Annotated in this window: 15 protein-coding genes; 12 read left to right on the top strand and 3 right to left on the bottom strand. The window is 41.9% G+C overall.

Going from position 1 to position 15,608, the window contains the following annotated elements; genetic code table 11:
• The first annotated feature begins 5 nt into the window (after nucleotides 1-5).
• From QL982_RS08155 to lpxC, 5 genes are all read left to right on the top strand, one after another.
• Nucleotides 6-1,001 (top strand): D-alanine--D-alanine ligase, encoded by a 996-nt coding sequence (locus QL982_RS08155; RefSeq protein WP_290162778.1) that lies wholly within the window; start codon nucleotides 6-8, stop codon nucleotides 999-1,001.
• Between the two features lie 378 nt (nucleotides 1,002-1,379).
• The gene (locus QL982_RS08150) at nucleotides 1,380-2,168 is read left to right on the top strand and encodes a cell division protein FtsQ/DivIB (RefSeq protein WP_290162777.1); all 789 of its coding nucleotides are present in this window, start codon (nucleotides 1,380-1,382) and stop codon (nucleotides 2,166-2,168) included.
• Nucleotides 2,169-2,333: 165 nt separating this feature from the next.
• A complete protein-coding gene (gene ftsA, locus QL982_RS08145; protein WP_290162776.1) occupies nucleotides 2,334-3,626 on the top strand; it encodes a cell division protein FtsA in 1,293 nt (430 codons plus the stop codon).
• A 266-nt stretch (nucleotides 3,627-3,892) separates the two neighbouring features.
• Nucleotides 3,893-5,092: a cell division protein FtsZ gene (ftsZ, locus tag QL982_RS08140; protein WP_290162775.1), complete on the top strand. Its 1,200-nt coding sequence runs from the start codon at nucleotides 3,893-3,895 to the stop codon at nucleotides 5,090-5,092.
• Between the two features lie 328 nt (nucleotides 5,093-5,420).
• On the top strand, nucleotides 5,421-6,338 hold the full coding sequence (gene lpxC, locus QL982_RS08135; protein ID WP_290162774.1) for a UDP-3-O-acyl-N-acetylglucosamine deacetylase: 918 nt from the start codon (nucleotides 5,421-5,423) through the stop codon (nucleotides 6,336-6,338).
• A gap of 288 nt (nucleotides 6,339-6,626) precedes the next feature.
• Here lpxC and QL982_RS08130 read toward each other — a convergent pair whose 3' ends face one another.
• Entirely contained in the window at nucleotides 6,627-7,142 is a 516-nt protein-coding gene (locus QL982_RS08130) for a hypothetical protein (protein WP_290164800.1), read from the bottom strand.
• A gap of 250 nt (nucleotides 7,143-7,392) precedes the next feature.
• Here QL982_RS08130 and QL982_RS08125 point away from each other — a divergent pair, with 250 nt between their 5' ends.
• Nucleotides 7,393-8,121 (top strand): CHAP domain-containing protein, encoded by a 729-nt coding sequence (locus QL982_RS08125; protein WP_290164801.1) that lies wholly within the window; start codon nucleotides 7,393-7,395, stop codon nucleotides 8,119-8,121.
• 125 nt (nucleotides 8,122-8,246) lie between these two features.
• Here QL982_RS08125 and QL982_RS08120 read toward each other — a convergent pair whose 3' ends face one another.
• Together QL982_RS08120 and QL982_RS08115 are read right to left on the bottom strand one after the other, a co-directional pair.
• Complete coding sequence (locus tag QL982_RS08120; protein ID WP_290164802.1) at nucleotides 8,247-9,005, bottom strand: hypothetical protein; 759 nt, start codon at nucleotides 9,003-9,005, stop codon at nucleotides 8,247-8,249.
• Between the two features lie 233 nt (nucleotides 9,006-9,238).
• A complete protein-coding gene (locus QL982_RS08115; protein ID WP_290164803.1) occupies nucleotides 9,239-9,550 on the bottom strand; it encodes a YhbY family RNA-binding protein in 312 nt (103 codons plus the stop codon).
• 330 nt (nucleotides 9,551-9,880) lie between these two features.
• Here QL982_RS08115 and QL982_RS08110 point away from each other — a divergent pair, with 330 nt between their 5' ends.
• The 6 genes from QL982_RS08110 (at nucleotide 9,881) to QL982_RS08085 (ending at nucleotide 15,504) form a co-directional block, all read left to right on the top strand.
• Nucleotides 9,881-10,513 (top strand): SAM-dependent methyltransferase, encoded by a 633-nt coding sequence (locus tag QL982_RS08110; protein WP_290164804.1) that lies wholly within the window; start codon nucleotides 9,881-9,883, stop codon nucleotides 10,511-10,513.
• 400 nt (nucleotides 10,514-10,913) lie between these two features.
• Nucleotides 10,914-12,809: an ATP-dependent zinc metalloprotease FtsH gene (ftsH, locus tag QL982_RS08105; protein WP_290164805.1), complete on the top strand. Its 1,896-nt coding sequence runs from the start codon at nucleotides 10,914-10,916 to the stop codon at nucleotides 12,807-12,809.
• A gap of 156 nt (nucleotides 12,810-12,965) precedes the next feature.
• Nucleotides 12,966-13,865, top strand: a complete 900-nt coding sequence (gene folP / locus QL982_RS08100) for a dihydropteroate synthase (protein WP_290164806.1) — start codon at nucleotides 12,966-12,968, stop codon at nucleotides 13,863-13,865.
• Nucleotides 13,866-13,995: 130 nt separating this feature from the next.
• A complete protein-coding gene (locus tag QL982_RS08095; RefSeq protein WP_290164807.1) occupies nucleotides 13,996-14,274 on the top strand; it encodes a succinate dehydrogenase assembly factor 2 in 279 nt (92 codons plus the stop codon).
• Between the two features lie 28 nt (nucleotides 14,275-14,302).
• A complete protein-coding gene (locus QL982_RS08090) occupies nucleotides 14,303-14,758 on the top strand; it encodes a hypothetical protein (RefSeq protein WP_290164808.1) in 456 nt (151 codons plus the stop codon).
• A gap of 62 nt (nucleotides 14,759-14,820) precedes the next feature.
• Nucleotides 14,821-15,504 (top strand): YidB family protein, encoded by a 684-nt coding sequence (locus tag QL982_RS08085; RefSeq protein WP_290164809.1) that lies wholly within the window; start codon nucleotides 14,821-14,823, stop codon nucleotides 15,502-15,504.
• The last annotated feature ends 104 nt before the right edge of the window (nucleotides 15,505-15,608 follow it).

Below are 15,608 nucleotides of genomic sequence, written 5' to 3'. Positions count from 1 at the left end.
TCCTCATGACCACTGATAATAAAGAAAAAACCAGCACTCAGAATTCAGCTATCAATGATATATCTTTAGACCCGACGACTAATAATGCAAAAGATGCCAGTCAATTTGGTAAAGTAGCGGTTATTTATGGTGGCAGTAGCAATGAGCGCAGCGTGTCTTTGGACAGTGGTGCCGCCGTATTGCAAGCGCTCCAAAACCAAGGCGTTGATGCCACTCATTTTGATCCAAAGCACCAAGATATTACTGAACTACGCAAATATGATCGCGTGTTTAATGTGTTACATGGTCGTGGCGGCGAAGATGGCTTGTTACAAGGCGTCTTGCAATGGTTTGATATACCGCAGACAGGCTCAGGTATTCTAGCCTCGGCACTGGGTATGGACAAAGTACGTACCAAGCAATTATGGCAAGGTTGCGGCTTATCGACCGCACCGTTTTCATTATTGACGGCAGATACCGACTGGCAGCAAGTGGTTAACATGTTAGGCTTACCGCTTATCATCAAGCCCGTTCATGAAGGCTCAAGTATTGGCATGACAAAGGTCAATCAACTTGATGAGCTGCCTGCTGCTTATGCGACAGCGGTTCAATGTGGTGATGCCGTGATGGCAGAGCGCTGGATTACAGGTCGTGAATTTACGATCGTTATCATCGATGACGAAGCTTATCCCGTTATTCGCCTTGAGCCTGCCGACATTACTAACTTCTATGATTTTGAAGCCAAGTACAATCGTAACGACACCGGCTACTATATCCCTTGTGGCTTAAGTGATGCTGATGAAAAGCATTTGCAAGATTTGAGCCTTGCGGCATTCCGCGCAGTGGACGCAAAGGGATGGGGGCGTGTCGATGCCATGCAAGATGAAGCAGGCAATTTTTGGTTACTGGAGATCAATACGGTACCAGGTATGACCAGTCACAGTTTGGTGCCGATGGCTGCTAAAGCTCGAGGACTGGATTTTGATGCTTTATGCTGGCACATATTGGCACAAACGTTATAGTTGTCTGTCTGCGTGTGATTGATTAAATAATGATAGCTCTTTGTGTCACTAGAGCTGCTATACCACAGTTTCTTGTAAAATTGTGTAAATTCGATGCTGCTCGTTAGTGTTAGGCTATTGTTTATCCATAAAATACGTTAATATTGTAAGAATAGGTCTGTTTCAGTGATATTTATGTTTTTTTGTGGATGCAACTTATAAGTTATTCATAATCTAAGAAAAATGTTACGTTTAAATGAGCGTAATCGCTGTATATAAGCTATATTTTTAACAAAATTTGATAACATATCGACTTAATAAGCTTCTGCCAAATATACGCAGATTTATATCAATAAATAGCATGATCAGTTTTATGCACATATAGGGACAAAGGTCGTTATGGCTCAAACTGTCAACGAGGTAACTGACTTGATGAGTGATAAAGCCGGTCGCCCAAAATCCAAGATTCAAATGCCAGCGGTGGTCAAGTATTTATTCATGATGTTGGTATTAGGTTTGCTAGTGCTAATATTGATGATGGGCGGCAAAGCGTTGCGTGATGCACCGCCAGCCAATATTTATGTCAGTACTCAAGGTTTGTCTGTTGCGCAGTATCATTCATTACAATCAGTGATGGAACAGCAAAAAGTAAGCAGCTTTTTTACTTCTGATTTGCAGGTATTGAGAGACATTACGATGGGCTTAGCTTGGGTTGACCAAGTCAGCGTTTCTCGTGATTGGCAACGCGGCATTGTTATTACGGCATTGCCTAAGCAAGCGATTGCTAACTTTGGTACAGAACGCTTGGTTGATGCCAAAGGCGCTGTGTTTGTCCCTGCTGATAGTAGCGATTTGACCCAAGCGCATTTTGCTACCTTACAGGGTGAGATGACTCAAGCACCAGTCATTATGCAACAGATGCAACAAGTGAATGATTGGTATGCACCACTTGATATGCAAGTCGAAGATATTATTTTGTCACCAAGAATGACGTGGCTGATTCGTTTTGACAATGGGCTGCGTGTGATTGTAGACAATGAAAATACAGCACAAAAATTACTGAATTTAAGCCAGCTACTTGGCAATCAGTTAAGCAGCCGTCGAGACGAGATGCAGTCTGTGGATTTACGGTACAAAAATGGCTTTACCATTGCTTGGAACGTGACACCGAGCGATGAATCAAAATAGCCTAAGTAAATAGAATAATTATGAATAACCGATATGTGGGCGAAGACGGTTTATCTCGTCCAAAAAAGATATGTACAACATCATAGCGTTTTATTAGCGCTTTTTTTAATGATTTAATGGAAGGGCATTCTTTGCTCTTCTGTTTGCGATAATTTGTCTGGTACCATGAAAAATAATGAAAATCTGGTTGTTGTCCATCTAAGTGCCACGGCAGTGTATGTCGTAATAGGCAATGTTGTCTCTGCAAAAGACATTCGTATTTTGGGTGTGGGACAAGTTAAAAACAGTGATTTTTATCAAGGCCAAATAAAGCATCGTGAACGTCTACAGAGTGCCATCAAACAAGCCATTCAAGAAGCAGAGGATATGGCTAACTGCCGTGTCCATAGTGTTTGGCTAACCCTCGCGACACCTGAATTGTCTAGTAAAAATAGTGCGGGAGAAGTAACCGTAGAGGATGAAGTTGTGCGCGCCAAAGATATGGTACAGGCGTTGTCCAATGCCAAGTCGCGTGATTTATCATCAGACTATTACTTGATGCATTGTTGCCAGCAGGGTATCTATGTTGATGAACAAGACTTTATGGTGGATGATGTCATCGAGATGATGGCGCACAACATCACCGTCATGTACCACATGATGATGATGCCTGTCGCTAGCCGTCAAAATATCCAAAAACTCTTGCAAAGCTGTGATGTTGGTATTGATCACATCGTCTTTGATGCGGTGACCAGTGCTGAGTATAGCTTGATGACTGAGGAGCGCCAGCAAGGCGTTTGTTTGGTAGATATTGGTGCGAGTACCACCAGTATTTGTGTTTATAAAGAAAATAAATTGATTTTTACGCATTGCATCGCAACGGGCAGCCATGAAGTAACGATGGATATCTCAGCCGATTTTGGTATCTCCATGATCGAGGCTGAAAAGCTGAAGAAATCTCATGGGACTGCCGATGCCAATAGTGTCGATCCGAGCTCATTCTTTTTGTTTAAACCTCAAGGGTCGGGCGACGAAATCAATATCGGTATTTATAACTTAGCGCGTATCATCGAAGCTCGTTACGTTCAGATATTCACTGAAGTGGCGCGTCAACTGCACGAAGCAGGTTTGATAGGTTATATCGATAAAGGAATTGTACTTACTGGTGGCGGCAGTACTATTAAAGGTATGATACCCTTTGCCAAAAAGCTACTAAAGATGCCAGTTGTATTGACCAATACCCATCCTGCTATTAGTGCTTATAACCATTTTGATAATGATGAGTCATTTAAACAACTTAATAGTCAAGTAAACGATCGTGTTTATCAAACAGCGTTCGGTACTTTATTATATAGTCAAAGTGAGCAATTCCGCCGCAGTGAAAAAAGCGAACCTGAAGCGATTCAAAAAAATCGAGTATCGGGTGTTTTTCGCAATGCAGGTCAACGATTTGCGAATGTTCTAAAAAAGATACTGTAGATTTTCTGGACAAGATGTTTAGAGCGTGAATATATTATAAAATGCTTCTGAATGGATTGAGCAAAGAAAAAAGTAACATTGAGAACAACGTACTAAGTGATAATAACGTACTAGGTGATGATGACATATTACTGTCTACACTGATTGATTTAAGCCATACCCTATTTTATTTAAATACATTTATATATAGTATGTCGATAGCGCGCCACATGAGTGCGTTACTATGTATCGACTTACACGCTATCTGCAACTGGAGAATCCTTTTTATGTCAAAATACACCATGCCAGATGATAATCAGCTTCAAAATAATGGCCAAGCGAGCTTCACTGTATTCGGTGTTGGTGGCGGCGGCGGTAATGCGGTTGAGCATATGGTACAGCAAGGCATTAGAGGTGTAACGTTCGTTTGTGCCAATACAGATAAACAAGCGCTAGATCGTCTTACTGCACCGCACAAACTACAACTGGGCGCAAAAACCAATCGTGGCCTAGGCGCAGGCGCAAACCCAGAAGTGGGTCGTGAAGCCGCGGAAAGCGAAGAAGAGGCCATCCGTGCGTTACTTGAACATGCAGATATGGTGTTCATCACTGCTGGTATGGGCGGCGGTACTGGTACAGGCGCAGCACCAGTGGTTGCTCGTATTGCTAAAGAAATGGAAGTGCTGACAGTTGCTGTTGTGACCACGCCATTTAAGTTCGAAGGTGGTAAGCGTATCAAAGCGGCTAAGGCCGGTATTGAGCAGCTGACCAATTTCGTCGATTCAATTATCACGATTCCAAATGATAAATTGATGAGCGTATATGGTAACATCTCTATGCAAGATGCCTTTAAAAAAGCGGATGATGTGTTACTGCATGCGGTTCAAGGTATTGCTGAAACCATCGCTAGTGAAGGTATGATCAATATCGATTTCAACGATATCCGTACTGCTATGACTGCTAAAGGTCATGCGATGATGGGTATTGGTCGTGCAAGTGGTGATGATCGCGCACGTCAAGCGACTGAAAAAGCCATCAGATCTCCATTACTTGATGATTTACGTTTAGAGAATGCTAAAGGTCTACTGGTCAACGTGATTTCTTCTGAATCATTATCACTAGATGAGATGAGTAAAATCAGTATCATCGTCGAAGAAATTACTGATATCGATGATGCGCATATTTTCTATGGTTCAGTTATCGATGAGAAAATGGGTGATGATCTGCATGTAACCGTTATTGCAACTGGCTTAACGTTAGATGAAAATGCAGGCCAAGAGCCAGAAGTAGTAGAGCCACCAGTGCCTTCTGTTAATAGCACGCAACCTGTCGATCCTAACGTGCATACCAGCGCTTTAAACAGTCAAAAGCAATCACAAGCTCAGATGTATCAAGATAGCATTGCACGTCCAAGCGCGCCTCAAGAGCAGCCTAAGACCAAAACAAACAGTATCCAAGACTATCTCAAGCGTCAACAAAATCAATAATATGTTTGATGTATCGTGAGTTAAAAAGAGCCAGCGCCCAAACGCTGGTTTTTTTATGTTTAAGAAAGTGCAAAACCATTTTTCTATAAAAGAAGAGTATGAAAACTCGCCATATAATAAAAGTACGTATGGCTGTCAACTTGTGTATGAAAGTTACGGTTTTAAAGCGTTAGACAAGGCATATCAGTGTGAAATTCAGCACCAAAATAACGACGATAAGTGTTATCAATCAAAGAGATAAGGAAATTAGCACTTTTTATATATAGCGAATGGGGGGTAGGTAATGGTACACTATGTCAATTGTAACAAAATATGTGAGAAGACAGCCATGAACCAACGAACCATAAAGACAGCAATTGCCGTTACGGGTACTGGTCTACATAGTGGTCAACCTGTTGATTTGGAGTTTCATCCACAGCCAGTCGACACAGGTATTGTTTTCGAGCGCTCTGACATAGAAGGGAGTCAACCGATTCCAGCCAGTGCTTTTTTGGTACAAGATACCATGATGTCATCGAATTTGGTGTTCGGTGGTACGCGAGTAGGGACTGTTGAGCATTTGCTCAGTGCTATAGCTGGACTTGGAGTAGATAATCTGCTGATTCGTGTTTCTGCTTCAGAGATACCGATTATGGATGGTAGTGCCGCACCTTTTGTTGCACTGTTACTCGACACAGGATTTTGCGAGCAAGAAGCCGCTAAAAAGTTTATTAAAATTGTACGTCCAGTACGAGTAAAGGTAGAGGATAAATGGGCAGAATTACGCCCTTACGAAGGGTTTGAGTTGAACTTTGAAATTGATTTTGACCATCCAGCTATAGATAAGAATTTTCAACATGCCCAGTTGCAGTTTTCTACGCAAAACTTTATCGAGCAATTAAGTACCGCGCGTACTTTTGGCTTTTTACGTGATATAGAAGCGCTACGCAAAAATAATCTAGCGTTGGGTGGCAGTATGGACAATGCTATTGTCATTGATGATGACAATATACTTAACGTAGAAGGTTTGCGCTTTAATGACGAATTTGTCCGTCACAAAATTTTGGATGCGCTAGGAGATTTATATCTGATTGGATATCCAATTTTAGGTCGCTTTAATGCCTATAAGTCTGGCCATGCATTAAACAATCTATTGGTACGTGAGATATTGTCTGATGAAGATAATTTTGAAATTGTAACTTTTGATGACAATGTAACCTGTCCTATCGAGTATTTACCGCTTGGTGATTTAGCTATTGAAGGATAAATACAGGAAGCATCGAAACATTTACGCAATATTACATAATCAGGTTATTATTACATATATATAATGTGTGATATTTTAAATATAGCTTATATATAATTATATTAATGTTGCGTCAGGGCAGATAATACAAAAGATGTAGAAGGTTTCTGGGTCCTCTATTGGTTATATTCATAATATGAATACGACCAATGGAGGATTTTTTTTATCTCATTCATTACAAAACTCCAGCTTTATCAACCATATCTTAGGCCATTAGTTACATAAGTTTACATGATGTGATGAATGTTTTTAATGATTTATCAAGCGCAAAAGGGCTTTTTTGAGATTTTCATCGGTGGTGACATGCTCTGCGGCCTGTGATATAGTCCGTTTTGTGTTTTGGCTAAGCGCCTGATTTTCATTGGCTTTACGAGAATTTGGCAAGTTTGTTGATAATGCTGACGATTGTTTAGATGAATAATTATCAGTAGTTGGTTGGCTTACAACGACGCGAATTTGCTTGAGTTGTTTAAATGTAATGGACTGCTCTGTTAGCACTTGCAAGTACGAGCTATGTAAATAGCGAATATGATTTGCTGCTGTCATTGAGCTAACACTTAATATTAACTGCTCAGACGTCAAGCCTACGACCCAACAGGTATTGAGAATTTCCTCAGGTAGACAGTCTACCAACAGCTCTTTTATCTCGTTGGTCGCTTCTATATATAAGCGCATGTTATTAGCAAGGGTTTGAGGTAGTGCACTACCCGCAAAAGCCTGATGATCTATAAGCTGGGCAAGCCGATTAGGCTGTTTTTTTGACATCGTAAGTACTCATCTAATAGGTGACAAACTCGATATTCATAACAGACATGCTAAAAGCAATATATAGCAAACGATTTACGAAATAGCTGACTAAGTGGGCGATACTACTGGCACTAGTCACTTTTTACAAAAGAGTGAACCGTTGTAATAGGGATTTTATCACGTCTATTTAATGATTATATCCTCTAAATTAATTGATGCTTTGTCACGGATGACGAGCAGACTTGTATTAACAATAGGTAGTAAATTTATGAAACAAGCTTTATTAATTTTGTCAGTATTGGGAATGGGTATCGCACAGACGAGTGGTGCTGCTGAAACAACCTTTCAACCGAATAATACCTTGAGTCATACCATTACAAATATTTCTAGTGCTGCGAACTATGGTTCTAGCCGCAATATCTATAGCACCAACAGTGGTGCTCATGTATATAGCAACGATGAAATTAGTCAAGCCATTGACAACCTGAGCGCTCATGCGAAGCAAAAAGAATATAAACTAGCCTCGCTAACCAGTCGTTTGTCTTACGAGCAGCGTCAGCAGCAAGCAAGTCGTATTCCTGATAGTAACTCTGCACCTGCTATCGCTGCGGCACGCGCCTCACGAGTGGCGTTGTCTAGAAGCTCTGGTTATTGTGCTCGTTATGTACGAAAAGCACTACAGTCAGCAGGTTATGAATTTACGCCTAACCCTTCAGCATATCAGTATGCCTCTCGTGGCACTCTTTCCCAAGCAGGTTTTACCAAGATCAGTAACGATATGTCACCGCAAGTTGGGGATGTCGTGGTCTATAACCGTAGCTCAAGCCGTCCACATGGCCATATCCAAATTTTTGATGGCAATGGTTGGGTATCTGATTTCCGTCAAAATAGCATCAGTCCTTACAGTGGTGTTCATAGCTATACCACATGGCGTGATTCGCAATATGTTGATGATGCATCAGACCGTGGTATCTACCTTGCGATGGCTGATAAATAAACATCCGTCATATATAACCTAAGTTAAACGCTTTCTCCAAACCCAGTAATGCTCTTTATGACATTGCTGGTTTTTTTTGTGCTCTAAATGGGGATGTTTAAGTGAGTACAGCTCATATAACCGAATTAAAGCTCAAATCTTGACCAGTAATCGCGATTGTGAAAGTCAGGCGGGGAGGCATGGTTTGAGGCAAAATATAAAGCAGTCTCGCCAAACCATAAAATGACGCAAGGATGTATCTGCTCAATCATAGTATTTCCAATAGCGTATTGTTGGTTAGGCAGTTGGGCTATAGGCACGCTAAAGCTGCGCTCATAGTCATGAGGTTTAGTGGCGATCGATGGAGAGCTAGATAAAGAACTTTCTACAGATATCATTGCGGGCTTTAAATCATCATACCAATCAATGGATGCGCGCGTGTGTCCATCGTTTTCGTACAACGGTACTGGCGGTAATGTCGCAGGGTTGCGATAGCTTTCAAACTGATAGAGTGCGTAGCGACCATCAGGGCTGGCATTGATCTCTATGTAAGAGGTTGTGTGTTGAAGTGCTGTATTATGAGGTACTGTCTGATGAGTTATCGTGATATCTGTATTACTAACCTCGCTACCAGCGATAAAGCATTCAAGACACGTTGTTTCCCAGAGATAATCAGTGAAGTTTACTTGTGTTTGCTGCCAGATTGGCCAATGTAGTTGATTTACCAGAATTTGGTTGGGTAAGATGATTTGATAGGTCAGCTGTAACTGCAATGCTGGTTGTCGGATGACCTTCGCATTCACATTTATACAAATACGGCGTAACACATCTATAGACACACCTAATTGTAGTGCATCTTTTGCTACTGTCTCGCTGGCTATACAGAGGTTAAAAGATTGGTTCATTATTCATTAAACTCGACAGTAATAATAAAGAAGTGGGTGTAAAAAGGTAATGATAAGAGAAACTGTACTGATTAGAGGCACTGATACTATAGGATAAGTAAAATCAGGGCTACCAGACAACATAAAAGCCGCGAGCAAGAGGCATCGCGGCTTTCGTATTTCAACGTCATTATTTAGCTATGATATAAGCTGCTGCGGCATACAGTCACTCAAACTAAGCTTGGTATCACATATTATTGCGCGTGACGTGCTAGGTTAGACAGTTTTGAGTTGGCATTTGGGTTTTTGCGTAGTAACAGCGCCATACGACCAATAGAGTGAACCAAAGATGCGTTAGCTGTTTTGGCAAGTTGAGCCCCAACGATATCACGCTCTTCTTTCGTGCCAGCAGGCAGTTTTATTTTGATAAGCTCATGATCTGATAAAGCGCGATCAATCTCTTCGGTAATGGTTGGGGTAATGCCTTTGTTGCCGATCATAACGATAGGCTTTAGCTCGTGACCGATGCCTTTTAGGCGTTTGATGGTAGCGTTATCGAGTTGCATAGAATTCCTAGGTGTTGGTAAAAATAAAAATGGTACTGTCAAAAACAGTTATTGATCATTATAGATAATCTGTGACCATCTTGCATGAGATCAGCAGGATTTTGCACGATTTTACGTGACGAAAATGTTAAACTGAATGTTTGGTCACATTATAAACGCTACTGCCTTATAAAACAGTTATTTAACCAATAGAATTGGTCAGTTTGCGACGAATCATCAATAAACACTCTGATTAACGGCGCATCTAAAGCTGATTGATTTCGGTTTGTAGGTGATAGAGCGATTGAAGAAGCTGGATTTAGCGTTAGTAAAGTAATAGGAGCAGGTATTTTGGCCACGCGTATCGAAAACAAAAAATTGTCAAAGAGCAGCAGTGCTTGGATGAAAGAGCATATTGACGATCATTATGTACAAAAAGCTCAAAAAGATGGCTACCGTGCCCGTGCCGCTTATAAGTTATTAGAGATTAATGAAAAAACCAACCTGATCAAAAAAGGTATGACGGTGGTCGATTTGGGCAGTGCACCTGGTAGTTGGTCTCAAGTTGCTGGTCAATTGGTAGGTGAAAACGGAATCTTGATAGCCTCTGATATTTTGGCGATGGACACCTTGCCTGATGTTACCTTTATCCAAGGCGATTTTCGTGAAGCCGAGGTGTTTGACGCCATTATGGCAGAAGTAGGTGACAGACAAGTTGACGTGGTATTGTCTGACATGGCACCCAATACGGCAGGGAATAGCGCCATTGATCAGCCGCGTATGATGTACTTATGTGAATTGGCCGTGGACTTTGCCCTCGCAACCTTACCAGAAGGTGGCGCACTTATTATGAAAGTGTTTCAGGGCGAGGGTACACAGGAATTACGCAAGCAGATGCAGCAGGATTTTAGTAAGATTCGTAGTATAAAGCCAGGTGCGTCACGACCACGCTCAAAAGAGATGTTTTGGATAGCGATTAAATAGTTTTAACATCAATAGGTTGCTGCTCTTGTAAGCGTGATAATGAATCACCATAAAGTGTCATTGTCATAGGATAAAAGTCGTGACAATCGTTAGCTGAATAATCGTGAAACCTGCTTGAATTATGCGGGTTAGCACCACATATCATGGTATATTACCTTTGTTTTTAGCATACGTTTTAGGCAAAGTCGTCTGATAATAAGCGTTATATAGGCTCAATTACGATAAATTTGTATTTATCTCATACTAATTGCTTGTCAAAACAGCCTTTATGCTATTCGTAGATCATATAAGTCTAAGTTAGAAGTGGTTGGTATCAGGATATTTATTAAAAATGAGCAATACGTTTATAGACGTCACGTGTTTAATAAACACACCAATAAGTAAGGGATGGGAATAACTAGTGAGCGACATGGTAAAAAATACCTTATTGTGGCTGGTGGTAATCGGCGTTTTGGTGCTGGTGTTTAGCGGCTTTGATCAATCATCCGAGCCGGATAGCCTTAACTACTCTGAGTTTGTGACCGCAGTGTCAGAAAACCAAGTAGCCAGTGTTGAAATCGACGGCGAACAGATCACCGGCGAAAAGAAAAATGGCTCATCTTTTGAGACCATTAGACCAGCTGTGTCAGATGACCAGCTAATGCCAATGCTACGTGAGAACCAAGTCGAAGTCCAAGGGACTGCACCAAAGCGCCAAAGCGTATTGATGCAACTACTGATAGCCAGTTTCCCGATTCTACTGATTATTGGTCTGTTCTTATTCTTTATGCGTAACATGCAAGGCGGCGCTGGCGGTAAAGGCGGCGGTCCGATGAGCTTTGGTAAATCAAAAGCGAAAATGCTGACTGAAGATCAAATCAACGTTAGCTTTGAAGATGTGGCTGGTTGTGAAGAAGCCAAAGAAGAAGTCGTTGAAGTGGTTGAGTTCTTGCGTGATCCAGATAAATTTACCAAACTTGGGGCAACGATTCCTCGTGGTATCCTCATGGTAGGTCCTCCAGGTACGGGTAAAACATTGCTAGCACGAGCCATTGCTGGTGAAGCTAAAGTGCCGTTCTTCTCGATTTCAGGTTCTGACTTTGTTGAGATGTTCGTCGGTGTCGGTGCATCACGTGTCCGTGATATGTTCGAACAAGCAAAGAAAAGTGCCCCTTGTATCATCTTTATTGATGAGATTGATGCAGTCGGTCGTCATCGTGGTTCTGGTATGGGCGGCGGTAATGATGAGCGTGAGCAAACGCTTAACCAATTACTGGTTGAGATGGATGGCTTTGAAGGTAATGAAGGCGTTATCGTTATTGCTGCGACCAACCGTGCTGACGTGCTTGATAAAGCCTTACTGCGTCCAGGTCGTTTTGATCGTCAGGTACAAGTAGGTTTGCCGGATATCAAAGGCCGTGAGCAAATCTTGAAAGTCCATTTGAAGAAATTGCCAAACACGATTAGTGTAGATGCAAGTTCTCTTGCTCGTGGTACGCCTGGATTCAGTGGTGCACAGCTTGCCAATCTTGTAAATGAAGCCGCATTATTTGCAGCACGTCATAACAAGACCAGCGTGGATATGAATGACTTTGAAGATGCTAAAGACAAGTTATATATGGGTCCTGAACGCAAGTCTATGGTGATACGCGAAGAAGAGCGCCGTGCGACTGCCTATCATGAAGCAGGTCATGCGTTAGTAGCTGAACTACTACCTGGTACAGATCCTGTGCATAAAGTTACTATTATGCCTCGTGGTTTTGCCCTTGGTGTGACTTGGCAGTTGCCTGAGCACGATCAGACCAGTATGTATAAATCGAAGATGTTGAGCGACATTGCTATTTTGTTCGGTGGTCGTATCGCCGAAGAAGTATTTATCAATCAAATGTCGACGGGTGCTTCGAACGACTTTGAACGTGCCACCAAAATGGCACGAGCGATGGTCACGAAGTACGGTATGTCTGATGCACTTGGTATCATGGTGTACGAAGATGACGACAACTCGCAAGGATATTTCGGCGGTGGTGGTCGTACGATTTCAGAAGCCACGCAGCAAAAGGTTGATGAAGAAGTACGCCGTATGCTAGAAGAGCAGTACGATATCGCTCGTGAATTGATTGAAGCCAATCAAGACAAGATGCATGCGATGGTTGAGGCTCTCATGAATTGGGAAACCATCGATCGTGACCAACTGCAAGATATCTTAGCGGGTGAAGCACCGCGTCCACCAAGAGTCTACCAGCATAACGAAGTAAACTTGTCGAAAAATGATGTGAAAACAACTGGTGCCACACCGCCACCATTACCAGCGATGTAAGTGCTAGCGTATTCATGTTTTATAAAAAGCCCTTTATGATAGAGGGCTTTTTTATTGTCGTCATTTTATGAAGGATTTAGAACCCCATAAGATTTACTGGTATCATGAGCATAGACAGTAATAATTAAAATTGTTCTTATGAGAGATAAGTTGGTTATGTCATTATTCCAAGCCTTACCTGACTACAAGATATCTAGTCGTGATAAAACTTTAGATTTGTCGCAGCCGCATATCATGGGTATCTTGAACGTGACGCCAGATTCATTTTCAGATGGTGGGCAGTTTAACGGAGTAGATACGGCCGTTGCTCATTGTCAGCAGATGATAAAAGAAGGCGCGACTATTATTGATATTGGCGGAGAGTCTACTCGCCCAAATGCGGATGCTGTCGCTACGAATGATGAGATGCATCGCGTTGTACCTGTTGTTCAAGCCATTAGACAATCTTTTGGAAATGATGTTTGGCTGTCTATTGACACCAGCAACCCTGAAGTCATGCAGGCAGCGTTTGATGCAGGTGCTGACATATGGAATGACGTACGAGCACTAAAACGTACTGGCGCTGCAGAGCTAGCGGCTAAGCTTGATATACCTGTTATGCTCATGCACATGCGCGGTGAGCCGACGACAATGAATGACTTGGCACAGTATGATAATGTAATAGATGATGTGAGTACCGAGCTAGGAGCCCGTATTGACGAGGTAATTAGTATCGGCGTCAAACGTGAAAAAATAATTATTGATCCAGGCTTTGGATTTGCAAAAAACCATGAGCACCACTGCGCACTATTAAGCCAGCTTAAGCGGTTGCAGACACTGGGATTGCCAATGATGTTTGGCGTTTCACGTAAGCGATTTTTAGCAGAAGTATTGAGTAAAAGTGGGGTTGAAGCAGTGGCTAATACTCAAGCAACAGAGCGTGATGCAGCAGGAATGGCAGCAGGTATTTTTGCGTTACAACAAGGGGCGAGTATCATTCGCACGCATAATGTGACGATGATGCAGCAAGCAGTATCGCTATGGAGTCAGTTGTCTGAGTATGACTGTCACAAATAGACTTTTATACTCGTTTGCGCTGTTGTCCAATGCTATAGATGTTTTATGCTCTATTTAAAGAAATAAAAAACGATTTTAGAAACATCTAAATACACCATTAAAAATTATTTAAATTGACGAAGGTAGCGTTATGACCACCACACAACCAGAACCAACCAATGAACAGCGCCGTATCATTTATCAAGCTCGCCGCGGATTAAAAGAATTGGATTTTTATATTGATCCTTACGTCAAAGAGCTGTATCTGACAGCAGATGCTACTGAGCAAGCAACATTTGCAGAAATGCTCACTCATGAAGACCCAGACTTGCTAGACTACTTTACCAATCAAAATCGTCCAGAAGAGGACGACATCTGGGCGTTGGTCAATAAGATTAAAACATGGCGCCATACCAAAGATTTGGCTTAATGCTTCATATTTACTGTGGCACTCAAATATGACGATGGCAACTTCGCTACGTATAGATACAGCTATCAAGCCTGCTAGCTATTTGCGCGTGTTGTTTTATATGAGTTTGACGAGTGCTATGGTTATACTCGCATGGCTTGCTTCTTTAAACATATGGCAGTATGTCGTTATCTTAATAGTGGCAGCAGCGGTTACTGGGTATTTGATATTATCACGGCCTGTACTATTGCATATGAGCCAACCGCCCCTGAGTCAGCGTGTTGACAGAGGGTGGCAGCTGATGATTAGGACAAGTCGAGGTGATGAGCTGTGGCAGGCACAAATGGTCGATATTCATAATTATCGGTGGGCTATGATCTTTGAGTTCGATATTGTAGAACCTTATCAACGTTCTTTATCAATGACAATATTTCGTGATCAAGTGAGTGCCGAGCAGTGGCGAGAATTAAATATCTTAGCCAATATCAGTACGGATAAGCCTTAGGTACTGATGGATTGAAGCAGTATTTTTTGTAGTAAACAATATGATAAAAAGAGGAGTAGATCATGAGCTTATTAGGGAATTTAGTGAGCCAAGTTGCCCGTAGTGCGATGAATCCAGAAAGTACACAGCGTAATACTACCGACCAAAGCGAGAATTCGCGTGGTACTGGTGGTTTGGGTGATATATTGGGCAGTGTACTGAGTGGCGGCAGTCAGACAAGTGCTAATAATTCACAAAATAATCGTCAGGCCGATAATGGTTTTGGTTTGGATGATATTCTGGGTGGTATGAGCTCAGGTGCTGGTGGCTTAGGAGATATATTAGGCAGTGTATTGGGTGGCGGTCAAAAACAAGGCGGCTTTGGTGGGAAAAGCATGCTAATAGCTGTATTGATGCCAATGGTACTCAGCTGGATCAAGCGTAATGGTGGCTTAAGTGGTGCACTATCGAAAATTACTGCTATGGGTCATGAAAGCAAAGCGCGCTCTTGGATGAGTAGTCAAGAAACTAACGATAACCTTGATCCTAACGATATCAATCGCTTGTTTGATGAAGATGAAATTAAACAAGTAGCTGCGCATACCGGTGCCAATGATGCAGAAGTACGTCAGGGTCTCGCTGAACTACTGCCTGAAGTGATGAATCAATTAACACCAAATGGTAACTTAGATACGGAAAATGAAGCCAATGAAGAGATTGACCAAATCATTAGTCAACTATCTAACCGTCTTGGTAATTTCAAATAGTCTCTTATAAAAAATTGCTATTTGCAACACTAGGGCGTGTCCTCAATTCAAACGAGTGTCCTCTAAATGGGCTAAAAACAGCTAAATTTTGCCAAACATCGTCA

It is taken from the genome of Psychrobacter sp. 5A.1 (assembly GCF_030407455.1).
Lineage (GTDB): Bacteria > Pseudomonadota > Gammaproteobacteria > Pseudomonadales > Moraxellaceae > Psychrobacter.
The sequence above is the reverse complement of the archived record's forward strand: the minus strand, read 5'-3'. Positions and strand labels throughout refer to the sequence as shown.

Excerpts from the sequence above, each read along its gene's own strand:
- QL982_RS08115 (WP_290164803.1), bottom strand. The coding sequence starts at position 9,550 with ATGCAACTCGATAACGCTACCATCAAACGCCTAAAAGGCATCGGTCAC.
- QL982_RS08125 (WP_290164801.1), top strand. The coding sequence starts at position 7,393 with ATGAAACAAGCTTTATTAATTTTGTCAGTATTGGGAATGGGTATCGCA.
- folP (WP_290164806.1), top strand. The coding sequence starts at position 12,966 with ATGTCATTATTCCAAGCCTTACCTGACTACAAGATATCTAGTCGTGAT.
- QL982_RS08095 (WP_290164807.1), top strand. The coding sequence starts at position 13,996 with ATGACCACCACACAACCAGAACCAACCAATGAACAGCGCCGTATCATT.
- QL982_RS08150 (WP_290162777.1), top strand. The coding sequence starts at position 1,380 with ATGGCTCAAACTGTCAACGAGGTAACTGACTTGATGAGTGATAAAGCC.
- QL982_RS08155 (WP_290162778.1), top strand. The coding sequence starts at position 6 with ATGACCACTGATAATAAAGAAAAAACCAGCACTCAGAATTCAGCTATC.
- QL982_RS08130 (WP_290164800.1), bottom strand. The coding sequence starts at position 7,142 with ATGTCAAAAAAACAGCCTAATCGGCTTGCCCAGCTTATAGATCATCAG.
- QL982_RS08090 (WP_290164808.1), top strand. The coding sequence starts at position 14,303 with ATGACGATGGCAACTTCGCTACGTATAGATACAGCTATCAAGCCTGCT.
- lpxC (WP_290162774.1), top strand. The coding sequence starts at position 5,421 with ATGAACCAACGAACCATAAAGACAGCAATTGCCGTTACGGGTACTGGT.
- ftsZ (WP_290162775.1), top strand. The coding sequence starts at position 3,893 with ATGTCAAAATACACCATGCCAGATGATAATCAGCTTCAAAATAATGGC.
- QL982_RS08085 (WP_290164809.1), top strand. The coding sequence starts at position 14,821 with ATGAGCTTATTAGGGAATTTAGTGAGCCAAGTTGCCCGTAGTGCGATG.
- QL982_RS08120 (WP_290164802.1), bottom strand. The coding sequence starts at position 9,005 with ATGAACCAATCTTTTAACCTCTGTATAGCCAGCGAGACAGTAGCAAAA.
- ftsA (WP_290162776.1), top strand. The coding sequence starts at position 2,334 with ATGAAAAATAATGAAAATCTGGTTGTTGTCCATCTAAGTGCCACGGCA.